Source organism: Yoonia sp. 2307UL14-13 (assembly GCF_037572755.1).
Classification (GTDB): Bacteria; Pseudomonadota; Alphaproteobacteria; order Rhodobacterales; family Rhodobacteraceae; genus Yoonia.
The window spans coordinates 1003545-1018963 of record NZ_JBBIFZ010000001.1; the positions used below are offsets into that span (position 1 = coordinate 1003545).

12 protein-coding genes are annotated in these 15419 nt (G+C 61.3%); 9 read left to right on the plus strand and 3 right to left on the minus strand.

From position 1 onward, the window contains the following. Nucleotides 1-2: 2 nt before the first annotated feature. The 5 genes from nirB to cysG are packed head-to-tail and all read left to right on the plus strand — an operon-like array spanning nt 3 to nt 7660. Nucleotides 3-2429, plus strand: a complete 2427-nt coding sequence (gene nirB, locus V8J85_RS05195; protein ID WP_339952618.1) for a nitrite reductase large subunit NirB — start codon at nt 3-5, stop codon at nt 2427-2429. Beyond that, nucleotides 2426-2761 (plus strand): nitrite reductase small subunit NirD, encoded by a 336-nt coding sequence (gene nirD, locus V8J85_RS05200; protein ID WP_339952619.1) that lies wholly within the window; start codon nt 2426-2428, stop codon nt 2759-2761. The genes nirB and nirD overlap by 4 nt, the downstream gene beginning before the upstream one ends. Continuing rightward, the gene (locus tag V8J85_RS05205) at nt 2758-5334 is read left to right on the plus strand and encodes a nitrate reductase (RefSeq protein ID WP_339952620.1); all 2577 of its coding nucleotides are present in this window, start codon (nt 2758-2760) and stop codon (nt 5332-5334) included. The genes nirD and V8J85_RS05205 overlap by 4 nt, the downstream gene beginning before the upstream one ends. Continuing rightward, nucleotides 5331-6266: a glycosyl transferase family protein gene (locus V8J85_RS05210; RefSeq protein WP_339952621.1), complete on the plus strand. Its 936-nt coding sequence runs from the start codon at nt 5331-5333 to the stop codon at nt 6264-6266. Before V8J85_RS05205 ends, V8J85_RS05210 begins: the two co-directional genes overlap by 4 nt. Next, nucleotides 6263-7660: a siroheme synthase CysG gene (gene cysG, locus V8J85_RS05215; protein ID WP_339952622.1), complete on the plus strand. Its 1398-nt coding sequence runs from the start codon at nt 6263-6265 to the stop codon at nt 7658-7660. Before V8J85_RS05210 ends, cysG begins: the two co-directional genes overlap by 4 nt. A gap of 50 nt (nt 7661-7710) precedes the next feature. On the opposite strand, the gene V8J85_RS05220 is transcribed toward cysG, so the two are convergent. After that, nucleotides 7711-7974 carry a hypothetical protein gene (locus tag V8J85_RS05220; protein WP_339952623.1) on the minus strand — a complete coding sequence of 88 codons (264 nt, stop codon included), beginning with the start codon at nt 7972-7974 and terminating at the stop codon, nt 7711-7713. Further along, nucleotides 7971-10733 carry a glutamine-synthetase adenylyltransferase gene (locus V8J85_RS05225; protein ID WP_339952624.1) on the minus strand — a complete coding sequence of 921 codons (2763 nt, stop codon included), beginning with the start codon at nt 10731-10733 and terminating at the stop codon, nt 7971-7973. The genes V8J85_RS05220 and V8J85_RS05225 overlap by 4 nt, the downstream gene beginning before the upstream one ends. A 67-nt stretch (nt 10734-10800) precedes the next feature. Between V8J85_RS05225 and V8J85_RS05230 the strand changes: the two genes are divergently transcribed. From V8J85_RS05230 to V8J85_RS05245, 4 genes are all read left to right on the plus strand, one after another. Then, nucleotides 10801-11271 (plus strand): YbaK/EbsC family protein, encoded by a 471-nt coding sequence (locus V8J85_RS05230; RefSeq protein ID WP_339952625.1) that lies wholly within the window; start codon nt 10801-10803, stop codon nt 11269-11271. A gap of 114 nt (nt 11272-11385) precedes the next feature. After that, entirely contained in the window at nt 11386-11823 is a 438-nt protein-coding gene (locus V8J85_RS05235; RefSeq protein WP_339952626.1) for a DUF2852 domain-containing protein, read from the plus strand. A gap of 53 nt (nt 11824-11876) precedes the next feature. After that, nucleotides 11877-12350 (plus strand): DUF2852 domain-containing protein, encoded by a 474-nt coding sequence (locus tag V8J85_RS05240; protein WP_339952627.1) that lies wholly within the window; start codon nt 11877-11879, stop codon nt 12348-12350. Nucleotides 12351-12474: 124 nt separating this feature from the next. Then, nucleotides 12475-13281, plus strand: a complete 807-nt coding sequence (locus V8J85_RS05245) for an arginyltransferase (protein WP_339952628.1) — start codon at nt 12475-12477, stop codon at nt 13279-13281. A gap of 13 nt (nt 13282-13294) precedes the next feature. Here V8J85_RS05245 and V8J85_RS05250 read toward each other — a convergent pair whose 3' ends face one another. Further along, nucleotides 13295-15343 carry a putative bifunctional diguanylate cyclase/phosphodiesterase gene (locus V8J85_RS05250; protein WP_339952629.1) on the minus strand — a complete coding sequence of 683 codons (2049 nt, stop codon included), beginning with the start codon at nt 15341-15343 and terminating at the stop codon, nt 13295-13297. Nucleotides 15344-15419 lie beyond the last annotated feature (76 nt).

Genomic DNA, 15419 nt, shown 5'->3' on the forward strand with positions numbered 1-15419 from the left:
AGATGACCCAGAAACTGATCGTCATCGGCGCAGGCATGGCCACAGGCCGAATGCTTGAGGCGCTGGTCGAGGCGAACGCAGATTACCACATCACGCTGATCAATGGTGAGCCACGCGGCAACTACAACCGCATCATGCTCTCGCCGGTACTGTCGGGCGAAAAGACGTACGAAGAGATCGTGACGCACGATGACGCTTGGTACGCCAGTCAAGGCATCGCCGCCCGGTTCGGCTGTTTCGTGGACACTGTGGACCGCGCTGCCAAAACTGTGACGCTGACCACAGGCGAAGCGCTGGCCTATGACAAGCTCGTGTTCGGCACAGGGTCCAATCCCTTCATGATCCCCCTTCCGGGCCACGATCTTGACGGCGTCATCGCCTACCGCGATCTAGAAGACACCCAGAAGATGATGGACCTTGGCCCCGACAACCGCTGTGTCGTGATCGGCGGCGGTCTGCTGGGCCTGGAAGCCGCCGCAGGCATGGCCGCACGGGGCGTGAACGTCACGGTCGTACATATCATGGGCCACCTGATGGAGCGGCAGCTGGACGAAGCGGCGGGTTATCTGCTGCGCAAGGCGCTGATCGACAAGGGCATCACTGTCAAATGTTCGGCCAACTCCAAGGAAATTTTGGGTAAAGACGGTCGCGTCCGTGCACTGCTGCTGGATGACGGAACCGAACTGCCCTGCGATCTGCTCGTCATGGCCGTGGGCATCCGTCCCAACGTGAAACTGGCGCAGGACGCTGGCCTCGCCGTCGGCAAGGGCATTCATGTGGATGACCAGATGGTCACGTCGGACGCCGATGTCCTCGCCGTCGGCGAATGTGTCGAACACAACGGCGCAATCTTCGGGCTGGTCGCACCGCTCTACGATCAAGCTAAAGTCGCCGCCAAGACACTCATCGGAGAGGCCGATGCCTTTGTGCAAAAAGAGCTATCCACCAAGCTGAAAGTCACAGGCTGCGACCTGTTCAGCGCGGGTGACTTTGCCGATGGTGAGGGGCGCGAGGACATCGTGTTCCGCGATCCCGCGCGGGGTGTCTATCGCCGATTGGTCATCCAAGACAATGCCATCATCGGCGCGGTGATGTATGGCGACACCGCTGACAGCAACTGGTTCTTCGGCCTGATCCGCGACAAGACCGACATTTCAGAGATGCGCGAAACGTTGATCTTTGGCCCCGCCTACCAAGGGGGGACCCCCCTGGACCCTTTAGCAGCTGTTGCAGCCTTACCGCGTGATGCGGAGATCTGTGGCTGCAACGGGATCTGCAAAGGGCAAATCGAAGACGCCATCGCGGCGGGCGCCTCTGATCTGGGCGCGATCAAAGCCACGACCAAGGCAAGTGCGTCTTGTGGCACCTGCACCGGGCTGGTGGAACAGGTGCTGGCGGTCACGCTGGGCGACGATTTCGTCATCCCCGCCGCTGCGTCCATTTGCGGCTGCTGCGATATGACCCACGAAGACGTGCGGCGCATGATCAAAAGCCAAAAACTCACCTCGATGCCCGCCGTCTGGCAGGAATGTGGCTGGAAAACGCCCGATGGCTGCCATGTGTGCCGCCCTGCGTTGAACTTCTACCTGCTGGCCGATTGGCCGCTGGAATACCAAGACGACCCGCAAAGCCGTTTCATCAACGAACGCAAACACGCCAACATCCAGAAGGACGGGACCTACTCTGTCGTGCCGCGCATGTGGGGCGGGATTACGACCCCGAAAGAACTGCGAGCAATCGCGGATGCGGCGGACAAATTTATGGTGCCAACGGTCAAGGTGACCGGCGGTCAGCGCATCGACCTGCTGGGCGTGCGTGGCGAGGACCTGCCTGCGATCTGGAAAGACCTGAACGACGCGGGCATGGTGTCGGGATACGCCTATTCCAAAGGCCTTCGCACAGTGAAGACCTGTGTGGGCACCGATCATTGCCGCTTCGGCACGCAAGACAGCACCGGCCTTGGCATCAAGCTGGAACAGACGCTGCACGGCGCGTGGACCCCTCATAAACTGAAACTCGGTGTGTCGGGCTGCCCGCGCAACTGTGCGGAGGCGACGTGCAAGGACATTGGGGTGGTCTGTGTAGACAGTGGCTATCAGATCAGCATCGGTGGGGCCGCTGGCATGGACGTCAAGGAAACTGAGCTGCTGATGCAGGTCGACACCGAAGACGACGCAATTCTGACCATCAAGGCCGTCACGCAGCTTTACCGTGAAAATGCCAAATACCTCGACCGGATTTACAAATGGATGGCCAAGGTCGGGCTCGATTGGATCAAGGAGCGGGTTGAGGCGGAGCGCGACGCGCTGGTCGAACGGTTCGAGCTCAGCCAGACGATCTACCGCCATGATCCTTGGGCCGAGCATGCGGCCAAGCAGGCCAAGCGCTACCAGCCCCTTGCCAACCTATCGCTGGAGGCCGCCGAATGACCGACTGGATTGATATTGCGCCCCTCGAAGACGTGCCAGCGCGCGGTGCACGGATGATCAAGACCGCACTCGGGTGTGTCGCGGTGTTTCGCACCGCTGACGATCAGGTCTATGCGCTCGACAATGCCTGCCCGCACAAAGCGGGGCCGCTGGCCGAGGGGATCGTGCACGGCAAGGCGGTGACCTGCCCGCTGCACAACTGGGTGATTTCGCTGGAAACCGGCGAAGCGCAAGGCGCGGATGAGGGACGCGTGGCGACCTATCCGGCGCGTGTCGAGGGTGGGCGCATCCTGCTGGATCGCGCGTTCCTGAAAGCGCGAGTGGCCGCATGACCCTGACCCGCACAACCTGTCCCTATTGCGGCGTGGGTTGCGGCGTGCTGGTGGGGGCTGATGGCACGATCAAGGGCGATCCTGAGCATCCCGCGAACTTCGGGCGGCTGTGTTCCAAGGGTGCGGCCCTGGGCGAGACGATTGATCTGAACGGGCGGTTGCTGCACCCAAAGGTGAACGGCGAGCGCGTGGATTGGGACCACGCGCTGGACCTTGTGGCCTCAAAATTCAGCGAAGCCATTGCCGAATACGGCCCTGACAGTGTTGCCTTCTACGCCTCTGGTCAGCTTTTGACCGAGGATTACTACGTCGCCAACAAGCTGATGAAAGGCTTTATCGGGTCAGCCAACATCGACACCAACTCGCGCCTGTGTATGGCCTCCAGCGTTGCGGGCCACAAACGCGCATTCGGCACCGATACTGTGCCCGGCACCTACGAAGACCTCGAACGGGCCGACCTTATCGTCTTGGTCGGCTCAAACCTCGCGTGGTGCCATCCGGTGCTGTATCAACGCATCGCGGCGGCGAAAGAGGCGCGGCCAAACATGCGGATCGTCAACATCGACCCGCGCCGCACCGCCTCAAGTGATCTTGCGGACCTGCATCTTTCCATCGCGCCCGACGGGGATGTTGCGCTGTTCAACGGGCTGCTGGCGCATCTGGCAAAGACAGATCGGATCGACGACACCTATACATCCGTGCATGTAAACGGACTGGCGGAATCGATCGAAACAGCGCACGAATCAGACCTCGCCGATACAGGGCTGTCGGCACAAGACCTCGCCGCATTCTTCCAGCTTTGGGCCGAAACTGATAAGGTCGTCACCGTCTATTCCCAAGGTGTGAACCAGTCGCAAAGCGGCACTGATAAGGTCAACGCGATCCTGAACTGCCACTTGGTCACGGGGCGGATCGGCAAACCCGGTTGCGGGCCGTTCTCTGTCACCGGCCAACCCAACGCCATGGGCGGGCGCGAGGTTGGCGGGCTGGCCAATATGCTCGCCAATCATCTGGAGATCGACAATTCGGATCACCGCACCGCGGTACAGAGGTTCTGGAACAGCCCAACGATCTGCACCACGGCCGGCCTCAAGGCGGTCGATCTGTTTCAGGCCTGCGCAGACGGCAAGATCAAGGCGCTCTGGATCATGTCCACGAACCCTGCCGTGTCCTTGCCGGACAGTGACGGCGTGGCGTCGGCGATTGCCAATATCCCCTTCGTCGTGACGTCAGACATGATCGAGGCGACTGACACCAATGACCTCGCTCATGTGCTGCTTCCCGCCGCAGGCTGGGGGGAAAAAGACGGCACCGTCACCAATTCCGAGCGCCGCATCTCGCGCCAGCGGGCGTTTCTGAGGACACCTGGCGAGGCGCGCGCTGACTGGCGTATCATCTCCGATGTGGCCGCGCGCATGGGATTTTCTGACGCCTTTGCCTACCAAAAACCCGCCGACATCTTTGCGGAATATGTGGCATTGGACGCAGCGCTGTCCCCCTTCCCGCGCGATCTGGACCTGAGCGTGTTTGCCGACGCAGACTATGCCACCCTGATCCCGACGCAATGGCCGCAAGACGGCGAACGCTTTTTCGCGGACGGGCGGTTCTACCACCCAGATGGCAAAGCTCGCTTGATCCCTGTCACCGCGCCAACCCTCTCCAAACCCCGATTTGCCTTGAACACGGGCCGCAATCGCGACCAATGGCACACCATGACGCGCACCGGAAAATCCGCGCGGCTGGGCGCGCATCTGGCGGAGCCTTACGTGGAGCTCCACCCCGCCGACGCCGCCGAACTGGGCGCTGTAGCGGGGTCGATCATAACGGTCGAGACTATCTATGGCCGCAGCCTGCTGCGGGCGCTGATTACAGACCGCATCCCCCAAGGCCAGTTGTTCGCGCCAATGCACTGGACGCGGCAGCGCAGCACAAGCGGCACGATCAATAGCATCACGGCCCCAGTGGTTGATCCCATTTCAGGTCAGCCGTCGTTGAAGGCAGGTGCTGTGACCGCGCAGGTTTATCCGGCAACGTGGTATGGTTTCCTCGCGTGCCGAACGCAGCCCGTGCCTCGCATGCCTTATGCCGCCATCGCGCGCACGTCGACGGGGTGGCAAGTGGAACTGGCCTCGGATCAGACCATTGAGGACTGGAGCACCGAGGCGCAGCTGCTCGCGGGTGTGATGGATGCGCACGTGTCGACTCAGACGGATCGGGCCAGTGGCACGACCCGCGTGGCCCTGCATAGGGGCGGCGTGGTCGAGGCGCTTTTGTTTATCGCGCCGCGTCCGGTTGTTGTAGCGCGCAGTGCCGTTTGCGCATTGATCGGCACCGACACGTCGCCCCTTGAGGCCCTCGCCGGCCGCGGGGCGGCCGATTTGCCCGATCCGGGCGCGACCGTGTGCGCCTGTTTCAACGTCGGGCGCAACACGCTGCTTTCCGCCATCGCGGCGGGGGCGCGTTCGGTCAGCACACTTGGTGCTGCGACCTGTGCGGGCACCAATTGCGGGTCGTGCAAACCTGAACTGAAAACCCTAATCGCGGAGGCATCACTCCCGATGGCGGCAGAATGAGCCTTGCACCTTTCGTGCGGATCGTGGCGCGCGGTGCGGGCCGAGCGCGGCCTTTGACTATGGAGGAAGCGCAAGGCGCGATGTCGTTGATCCTGCAAGGCAGGGCCGCGCCGGAAGCCGTTGGTGCCCTTTTGATGGTGCTGCGGCTGCGGGGTGAAACACCCGACGAAATCGCAGGCTTCACCGCCGCGTTGCGAACCCATGTGTCTGGCAAACTGCCCACATCCGATCTTGATTGGCCGTCCTATGCCGCAGGGCGCAGCCGCGGCGCGGCGCTGTTCTTGCTGGCCGCCCGACTGGTTGCGCAGGCCGGTTACCGCGTGTCGCTGCACGGCTGGAATTCCCATCAGGCGGCCAGCGCTTCGGTGCGCGAATCCCTCGATCTCGCCGGGACGGGTGTCACCTATACACCTCTCGAAACACTGAGTCCCGCGGCGTTCAAGCTGTTGAACCTGCGCGATACCTTCGGCTTGCGGTCGTGCATCAACACCGTGCTGCGCATGTGGAACCCATCGCAGGCCCCTGTTAGCGTACAGGGCGTGTTTCATCCGTCCTATCGCGGGTTGCAGGCCCGTGCGGCAGACCTCCTTGGGCAGTGCGACCTTGCGATCATCAAAGGCGGCGGCGGAGAGTTTGAGCGTCATCCGTCCAAGGATATCACTGTCTTCGGCCTGCGTGACGGCACCCACTTCCAGACGCCTGCCCATGCCCTGACCGGCAACACCCGCCGGCTCCACGAGACAGGCGATGACATCGATCTGCACGGCCTCTGGTTCGGCGCGATCAAAGACGATTTTGCCGTGGCGACGGTCACCGGCACCGCTGCCCTTGCGCTGTTTGCGCTGAAAGCCGCGCCAACCATTGCTGACGCCGACACCCTCGCCCATGCCCTTTGGGATACACGCCACCAACCGGAAAGCCTGACCGCATGAAAACCTTTCCCATGTTCCTGCAAATGTCGGATCGCCGCGTTGTGATCGTCGGCGGCGGCGAACAGGCCGCCCAGAAGACGCGCCTGATGCTGAAAACGCGGGCACGGATCGAGGTTCTGGCACAGACCCTTGACCCGGAACTGGCTGATCTGGCCGCCGCTGGCCGTGTCACCCATCGCAGTGGCCCGATCACGCCGCATGTTTTTGCGGACACCGCGCTCGTTTTCGTGGCAACAGGCTGCCCGGCGATGGATATGGCCCTGCACGCACTGGCCAAGGCGGCAAGTGGGACGGTCAACGTCGTCGACCAGCCGGACCTGTGCGATGCGATCACGCCATCCATCGTTGATCGTGATCCGGTTGTTGTTGCCATTGGCACCGAGGGCACAGCCCCCGTTCTGGCCCGTCAGATCAAGACAAAACTGGAAGAAACCCTTGAGCCTCGGCTGGGTGATCTTGCCGCCCTCGCTGGCCGGATGCGCTCCACCGCAGCGGCCCGGCTTGCCCCGCGCGCGCGGCGCGATCTGTGGCGCTGGGTGTTCAACGACACCCCGCGCCGCCTGTTCGCAAGCGGGGCCGAAAGAGAAACGGCAAAAATTATCAAGACGGCCATCGAGACAGCTGAATTTGGCACAACAGACAGTGGCAGCGTCAGCCTCGTGGGCGCCGGTCCCGGTGCCAAAGACCTCATCACGCTACGCGGCGTGCAACGCCTGCAAGAGGCAGACGTGATCTACTACGACCGACTGCTCGACCCCGAGATCCTAGAACTGGCCCGCCGCGACGCGGAGCGTATTCATGTCGGCAAGGCGCCGGGCTGTCATTCGTGGCCACAGGAAAAGATCACCCAAACGCTGGTGTCGGCAGCACGGCGCGGCCAACGTGTTGTCAGGCTCAAATGCGGTGATCCGGGTATTTTCGGGCGCGGCACTGAAGAAGTCGACGCGCTGAAGCGTGCGGATATTCCCGTCGAGATCGTCCCAGGCGTCACCGCCGCCTGCGCGGCTGCGGCAAGTGCAGGGCAGAGCTTAACGGATCGCGAAGGCATCGACACGCTGGTCCTGACGACCGGACACCGTACGGATGGCTACGCGATCCCCGATGCCATCGCCAAAATCCGCCCCGGAACCTGCGTGGCCCTTTACATGGCGGTCGGTGCGGCGGGGCGGATTGTTCAACGTCTAAGCACGCGGCATCCAAACGTTCAGTTCGAAGTGCAAATTGCCTCCAAGGCGCAACGGAGGGGTGAAGTCCTGCTTGACTGTACGCTTGGGGATTTGCCGAAGACGCTGATGGAAAATGAAATTCTCGGGGAAACAATCATCTTCGTGCGCTGGCCGCGTGGGCAAGAGACTACCGAAAAACGGACGAGACACTTAGGCGCGGTGTCGTAGGTGGCAACCAAACGTAAGGATGAGAGGTTCCTACTTGCTTTCCCGCCACCCTACCCAAGCCGTGCGGTTCGCCCGCCACGTCTGCGCGGCGCGGGTGCGTCCTTTAAGGCCGCGACCAGCGTTTGCGTCATGGGGTGATCCGCCGGTTGGTCTGCATATGCGACCAAGAGCGCATGTACTGCTTGCTTGGCCTCGGTGCCATCCGGCAACCCCAACGCCCAATCAAGAAAGATCGTCCGGCATTCGCCCGCGGTGATCCCCTCGATCCGGTAGGCTTCGCGGACCAGCCCCTTTGGGTCATGGGTCTTTGTCATGACGTCCCCTTCAGTCTTTCGGCAATCACGGCCTGTGCCGCCTGCGCCACCTCTTGCATCGCGGCCAATAGCGCATCCATCGTCTCAAACCCCGTCTCGCGCAATAAAAAACGGCGTCCACCTTCACCAAGCGCGTCGGGATCGACCGGCCCACCGGTCAACAGCCGCGCTGCGGCCTGCACCCTCCAAAACAGCCGCCCTGCCCGCCGAACCGCATCTGCGTCGGCGGCGGATATCCAGCCATGCGCGACCCCGGCGTCCAACTGCGCTGCCGGATCGCGGGCGGCACAACCGGCGCGCAGCGCGACACTTTGCGAAAAAAGCTCAGTATCCTGCAACCGACCGGGGCCGATCTTGGCATCCCAGTTCCCTTGCGGGGCCTTTTCTTCCGCGATCCGCGCACGCATATCGGCCACATCCTGAAGGACCGTCGCACCCTGCCCCTTGTGGGCGAGCAAGGGTTCGCGAAATGCCTCGATCTCTTCCCCGATCGTCATTTCGCCAGCGATGGCCCGTGCACGGGTCAATGCCAGATGTTCCCATGTCCAGGCTTCATCTTGTTGATAGGTCCGGAACGCATCCAGTGACGTCGCGACCGGGCCCTGACGCCCTGACGGGCGCAGGCGCATGTCGACCTCGTAAAGGCGCCCCTCGGACATCGGTGCGCTAAGCGCGGTCACCAGCGCCTGGGTCAGGCGGGCGTAATAGGCGCGCGTCGCCAGGGGCCGCCGCCCGTCCGAGGCATCGACGCCGGCGGCATCGTAAATGACGATCAGATCAAGATCCGAGGTCGCGTTCAGCCGCCCTGCCCCCAGCGAACCCATGGCAAGCACGACCGCACCGCGTCCGGGCGGTGCCCCGTGTTTGCGCGCGAATTCGGCGACGATAACCGGCCACAGCGCCGTCAGAACCGCTTCGGCCAAATCGGCATATTGACGCCCGCTCGTCTCGGCATCGATCAGGCCGCGCAGATGATGCACCCCAATCCGAAAGTGCCATTCTTTCGCCCAGCGTCGCGCGGCGGTCAGTTGCGCCTCATAATCGGTGGCCTCGGCCAACGCGGCATCAAGCGACCGCGCCAAGCCGTTGACGCCCGGCCAATCACTGAAGAACGCCCCGCCCAAGACCGCATCCAGCACGCCTGAATTGCGTGACAGATACCGGGACAGCGCGGGCGCGGTGGCGGCGATATCCACGATCAACTGCGTCAGTTGCGGATTGGCCTCGAACAGCGAAAACAGCTGCACACCCGCAGGCAATCCGGCAAGGAACTGGTCGAACTGGGTCAGCGCCTCTTCCGGGCGGGCGGCCTCTTGCAACGCTTCCAGGATTTGCGGTGTCAGGCGGGTGAAAATCTCGGTCGCGCGGGGCGACCGCAAGGCGGGATAGCTGTGCCAGCGTGCGACGACCTCATGCCCCCAGTCGGACATTTCGGGTGGTGCGGCGTCCGGGGCAAAGAACCCTTCGGTCAGCGCGTGCACCTCCTCCAGCCGATCGGTCAGCTCTTGACGCAGACCGGCCACGTCACGGCCCATGAAAGCGGCCAATCGGTCGAACCCGGTCTGGTCCGTGGGAAGATCATGGGTCTGCGCATCGCCGATCATCTGCAACCGGTGTTCGACCTCGCGGTGGAATTGATAGTGATCATAGAGTTTGTCCGCCGTGTCCTGCGGGATCCAATCGGCAGCGGCAAGACGTGCAAGCCCCTCGCGCGTTTCGCGTACCCGCAACGATGCATCGCGACCACCGGCGATCAACTGCCGGGTCTGGGTGAAAAACTCGATCTCGCGGATACCGCCGCGGCCGAGTTTCATGTTGTGCCCTTCGAGGGTCAGTGGCCCATGCAGCCGCTTGTGGTCGCGGATGCGTAGCCGCATGTCATGCGCATCCTGAATCGCTGCAAAGTCCAGATGTTTCCGCCAAACAAACGGGCGCAGGGTTTTCACGAAGCGTTCACCCGCCGTGATGTCGCCCGCGCAGGGCCGGGCCTTGATATAGGCCGCCCTTTCCCATGTCCGCCCGACGCTTTCGTAATAGCGTTCCGCCGCCTCCATCGACAGGCAGACTGGCGTGACCGACGCATCGGGCCGTAACCGCAGGTCGGTGCGGAAGACATAGCCACCGGCCGTCATATCCGACAGGATCGCCGTCATCTTGCGGGTCACCCGGACAAAGCTCGCCCGCGCATCGTGATAATCATCGGGATCGAAACGCTGCTCGTCGAAAAGGCAGATCAGATCGATATCGGACGAGTAATTCAGCTCACCCGCCCCCATCTTGCCCATCGCCAATGCCACCATCCCGCCGCCAGTCGCCGAATCCTGATCGCCGGGCAGCTTGCCGCGTGCGATCTCGGCGGCCACCAAACGGGTCAGACAGGCACGGACCGCGGTATCGGCAAAGGTGGTCAGCATCAGCGTGACGGTTTCCAACGGCCAGACACCGGCCAGATCGGCCAGAGCGATCAACAGCGCCATGCGGCGCTTCGCCTGCCGCAATCCGGCTGGTAGCGCCGCGAGGTCCTGATCATCGATCTCGGCCAAGAGCGCCGTGAACGCACCTTCCGGGTCGTCCATCGCGGCGGGCAACCATTCGGCCTCGGTCCGGATCAATCCGGCAAGGTAAGGGCTGCAACCGGCCGCACCCTTGATCAGGGGATGCAAAGCCGGGTCGATATCCGGACACAACGCCAACGCCTCTGCCCCCCGCTCGGTATCGTGGGGCGTGGGGCAACGGGACATGCGAACGGCGATTGACATAAAATCAAATTGCGGCCCCGATCATCCAAGGTCAATCTGTCAACGCGATCACAACCGGGAATCCAACATGAGCAAAAGTCTGAAACGGGTCATCCGCGCATTGGAACAGACCGGGCTGGATATCACCCCGCTTGAAATGCCAGCAGAGACACGCACGGCACAACAGGCAGCGGATGCCGCTGGCTGTCATCTTGATCAGATCGCCAAATCCGTGATTTTTGCCGGTGAAGCGTCCGGGCAGGCGATCCTGTTCGTGACCGCAGGCGGCAATCGCGTTGATCACGCCAAAGCGAGCGCACTGGCAGGCGAACCATTGGGCAAAGCCGATGCCGCGCTGATCAGGCAACAAACAGGTTTCGCCATCGGTGGCGTCGCACCGGTCGGGCATCTGAATCCGATCCGCGCCTTCTTTGACCGGCGTTTACTGAATTTCGACCGGATTTTTGCGGCAGCGGGGACACCGCGACATATCTTTCCTATCGCGCCGACACATCTTCTTAAAATTTCTGATGCGCAACCTGCTGAATTTGCGATGTAATTCCGCGCAATGTAAAAAACATTCACATAAAGTCTTGAATAGCGCACCACATAATCCGATATCATTAATGTGAAAGACATTCACATCAACCCGATAACCTGAGAGGACCCGACAATGAACACCGCCACCACCCATTCCCCGATGGCTTATGACGACCACCGGAATGCGGGATTTTTCGCCCGTGCCGAGGCATGGCTCGATGCGCGCGGCAAGGGCGCGTGGATTGCCGCAATGGTCGTCGGCTTCATCTTTTTCTGGCCCATCGGCCTTGCCCTTCTGGCCTACATGATCTGGAGCAAGCGTATGTTCAACAAATCCTGCACCGCAATGACCCGCAGCCGCGCCCGGCACATGGGCAAATCATCCGGCAACAGCGCATTCGACGCCTACAAGGCCGAAACGCTGCGCCGGTTAGAGGAGGAACAGGACAAATTCGAAGATTTCCTCGAGCGTCTGCGCGATGCCAAGGACAAAGCCGAATTCGACCAGTTCATGAATGACCGGGCACAGGCCACGCCGAAATCCGGCAATGACGACGCCGAACCTGCCTGATCGCAAATGGGCCCCTGTTTCAGGGGCCCTTTCTATTCAAAGGAGACGTATTGATGACCAGCCTCGACGTGAACGGACAGATCATGAATAACCACACCCGCCCCGCCATGCCTGTTGCCGTACAAGTGCTATCCACCCTTCTGTTCGGGGTTTTCGGCATTCTCGCCATCATTTTCGCATTCAATGAATCAATGGTCGCAGGCGTCGTCGTCGCCGCCGTCATCGGCTGGCGTGGTGGCTTTGCGCCAGGCGGCTGGGGTCCCGCGCCGACGATGCCTTCGGTCGAAAACCTCATGCCACTTGCACCCGAGGCCAAGCAGCGCAGCAGCGGCAATGCCAGCTTTGACGCCTACCGCAACGACACGCTGCAACGGCTCGAAGAAGAGCAGGTCAGCTTCGAAAACTTCCTCGGACGGCTGCGGGCGGCCAAGGATAAATCGGAATTCGACGACTTTTTGGACCAAAGGGCCAAGCGCGTGAATGAGGTGAACCTGAAGAAAGGTGTTGATTTCGAATGGGGTAGCTGACGCCCTTCAATCAGCGCCACCAGTACGAAAACCGCCAGGCCCCAGCCTTAACCCCGAATTAATCAAGGGGCTTGGCGCATCCAAAATCGGTTGCTAAGGTTTTGTAACTCACACGGATCAACCTATGCGCCACACGCTACCGATCGCTCCACAATTCTACGTGACGGCTCCACAGCCGTGCCCGTATCTTGACGGGCGGATGGAGCGTAAATTGTTCACTGCGTTGCAAGGCGACACGGCGACCAAGCTGAACGACTCTTTGTCCAAACAAGGCTTTCGCCGATCGCAGAACGTTCTTTATCGTCCGTCGTGTGCCGAATGTTCCGCCTGTATGTCCGCGCGTATCGCCGTGTCTGCGTTTACACCCAGCAAAAGCCAGCGGCGCGTTTTGCGCCGGGCGCATGATCTGCAACGGCGCGCGACATCGCCATGGGCGACCGAGGAACAATACGCGCTTTTCCGCGAATATCTTGACGGGCGGCACGCCACCGGCGGCATGGCAGACATGGACATGTTCGAATTCGCCGCCATGGTGGAGGAAACGCCGATCCGGTCGCGCCTGATCGAATATCATGACGGCGACGATCTGGTGGCTGTTTGCCTGACCGATATCCTCGATGATGGTCTGTCGATGGTTTATTCGTTCTTTGACCCGGCACGTGCCCGATTGTCGCTTGGGACGTATATCATTCTTGACCACGTAACGATCGCCCAAGACCTTGGCCTGCCGTTCGTCTATCTGGGCTATTGGGTGCCCGGCAGCCCCAAAATGGGATACAAGGCGAATTTCAAAGGGCTCGAGGTCTATCGTGATGGCGGATGGCAGCAGTTGGGCGATCCGGGCGCATACGATGCCGACATCCACCCCCTGTCGACCGATCCCATCGCCGAACAAGTGGCGCGGATCAACTTGCCCGATGGGCGCAGTTGAAGGTCAACCAAAATCAAGAGGCAAGACCCACACGGTGCGCTGGCATCGCCAGTGTCATGTTCATCTCGGGCGGTGAGAGCGGTTTGCCAAAGTAAAACCCCTGCACTTCCTGACAGTTCAAGGACCGAAGAAATGCGAGTTCTTCCATGTTTTCCACACCCTCGGCAAGAACGGGGATTTTCATCGTTTCTGCGATCATCAAGGTCGCCCTGACGATGACCGCGCGTGTTTCGTCCCGATAGACGTCGGTGACGAAACTGCGATCGATCTTGATCTTGTCGAATGGAAACGCCTGCAACGTGGCAAGAGATGAATAGCCTGTGCCAAAATCGTCCATTGCCATGCGCACGCCCAACGCCTTGATATCCCGCATCACCGCCAGCGTGCGGTGATGATCGCCGATAATGCTCGCCTCGGTGATTTCGAGTTCCACGCGGGTCGGACAAAGCCCGGTGTCACGCAAGACATCCGCGACATCGGCGACGAACCCGGCACGCAGTAATTGCTGCGGAGCCACGTTGACGGCAACACGGTAAGGATGCGGCCAGGTCGCAGCATCTTTGCAGGCGCGACGCAGCACCCACCGGCCGATATCACAGATCATACCCGTTTCTTCGGCAACCGGAATGAACGCACCGGGCCCGATCAGCCCCTTTTCGGGATGCCGCCAGCGGATCAGCGCCTCAAAACCGACAACGCCCTCGGAGGCGATATCGTTCTGCCGCTGATAATGCAGCTCGAACTGATCATGTGCCAGCGCGTTGCGCAAACCCAGCCGAATGGCGGTCCGGGCGCGGTCCTCGTCATGCATATGGGCCTGAAACCAGCAGATCTGGTCACGGCCAGCCCTTTTCGCATGCGACATCGCGGCATCCGATTGCTCCAGCACCTTCGTGATCTGCCCGCTGCCCGCCGGCACGGCCGAGATACCGATGCTGGCCCCCAGCGTCAGGCAAAGGTCGTTGTGCTGAACCGGCGTCGTGATGGTATCGCGGATGCGTCCGGCAAACGCCATAAGCGCCTCGGACGTCTGACATCGCTTGTCGATAATCACGAATTCATCGCCCCCCGACCGCGCGACGAAAACTGCATCACCACATAAATCGCGAAGCCGACCACCGATGATTTCAAGAACGGCATCGCCCGTCAGCGGTCCGTACATGTCGTTGACGTATTTGAACATATCCAGATCGACGCTGATCACACCGATTTGCCCATGCCGGTGCGGTATCGCGGCGGCGATCCGATCCACTTCATCTTGCAACGCGATCCGGTTCGGCAGGCCCGTCAACGTGTCCGTCACGCTCATCCGCTGCAGACGAAAACGTGCCTCTTCGGTCAATCGCGACTCGATCATGAACGCGGACAGTCCCATGACCAGAATCAACACGATCGCGGCAAGGACAAGAGCGGCCAGCGTGTTGTCCGACAGCGGATTGGGTGGAACGACGATCGTAGGGTCGAGCATGATCGAAATCGCGCTCATCCCGACGAAATGCATCATGCAAATCGCCAAAACCATGGCAACCGCGCTGCCCAGCCAGCAATAGCGGGTGACAGGACGCCCGATCCGATTGAACGACAATGCGCCAAAGGCGATGCCAAGAAAGATCGACGCACCGGTCAAGGCGGGGTCCCACATGATCCGACCCGGGATCAAATAGGCGGACATGCCCACATAATGCATCGCCGCGACCGTCAATCCGAAGACGGCACCACCCAATTCCATCCAATACTTATGCGAATGAAAGGTGGCGATGATCAGTGCGGCCAGCACGCCGAGGATGCCGACAACCAACGACAACGCCGTCAGGACAGGTGCATATCCGTGTGCAACGGCCGGATCATAAGCCAGCATCGCCACAAAATGCGTGGCCCAGATCATGCCGCCACCGACGATCGACGTCAGCCCGATCTGCAATCGGCCTGCCGTGCGCGTCGCGTGACGCGCGCGCATGAACAGCCGCACGGTCAGTATCGCACCGGTCACGCAGATGAGCGCCGCCAATACCACCAGACGATAGTCATGTTCCTGTGTCAGACACGCGACGATCCGCAGCATGAAACCTCCTTCATCCGGTCGAATATGAACGGCCAGAGGTTAACGGCGACCTATGAAAGTGGAATTGAGACGTAAT

Excerpts from the sequence above, each read along its gene's own strand:
- nirB (WP_339952618.1), top strand. The coding sequence starts at position 3 with ATGACCCAGAAACTGATCGTCATCGGCGCAGGCATGGCCACAGGCCGA.
- nirD (WP_339952619.1), top strand. The coding sequence starts at position 2,426 with ATGACCGACTGGATTGATATTGCGCCCCTCGAAGACGTGCCAGCGCGC.
- V8J85_RS05205 (WP_339952620.1), top strand. The coding sequence starts at position 2,758 with ATGACCCTGACCCGCACAACCTGTCCCTATTGCGGCGTGGGTTGCGGC.
- V8J85_RS05210 (WP_339952621.1), top strand. The coding sequence starts at position 5,331 with ATGAGCCTTGCACCTTTCGTGCGGATCGTGGCGCGCGGTGCGGGCCGA.
- cysG (WP_339952622.1), top strand. The coding sequence starts at position 6,263 with ATGAAAACCTTTCCCATGTTCCTGCAAATGTCGGATCGCCGCGTTGTG.
- V8J85_RS05220 (WP_339952623.1), bottom strand. The coding sequence starts at position 7,974 with ATGACAAAGACCCATGACCCAAAGGGGCTGGTCCGCGAAGCCTACCGG.
- V8J85_RS05225 (WP_339952624.1), bottom strand. The coding sequence starts at position 10,733 with ATGTCAATCGCCGTTCGCATGTCCCGTTGCCCCACGCCCCACGATACC.
- V8J85_RS05230 (WP_339952625.1), top strand. The coding sequence starts at position 10,801 with ATGAGCAAAAGTCTGAAACGGGTCATCCGCGCATTGGAACAGACCGGG.
- V8J85_RS05235 (WP_339952626.1), top strand. The coding sequence starts at position 11,386 with ATGAACACCGCCACCACCCATTCCCCGATGGCTTATGACGACCACCGG.
- V8J85_RS05240 (WP_339952627.1), top strand. The coding sequence starts at position 11,877 with ATGACCAGCCTCGACGTGAACGGACAGATCATGAATAACCACACCCGC.
- V8J85_RS05245 (WP_339952628.1), top strand. The coding sequence starts at position 12,475 with ATGCGCCACACGCTACCGATCGCTCCACAATTCTACGTGACGGCTCCA.
- V8J85_RS05250 (WP_339952629.1), bottom strand. The coding sequence starts at position 15,343 with ATGCTGCGGATCGTCGCGTGTCTGACACAGGAACATGACTATCGTCTG.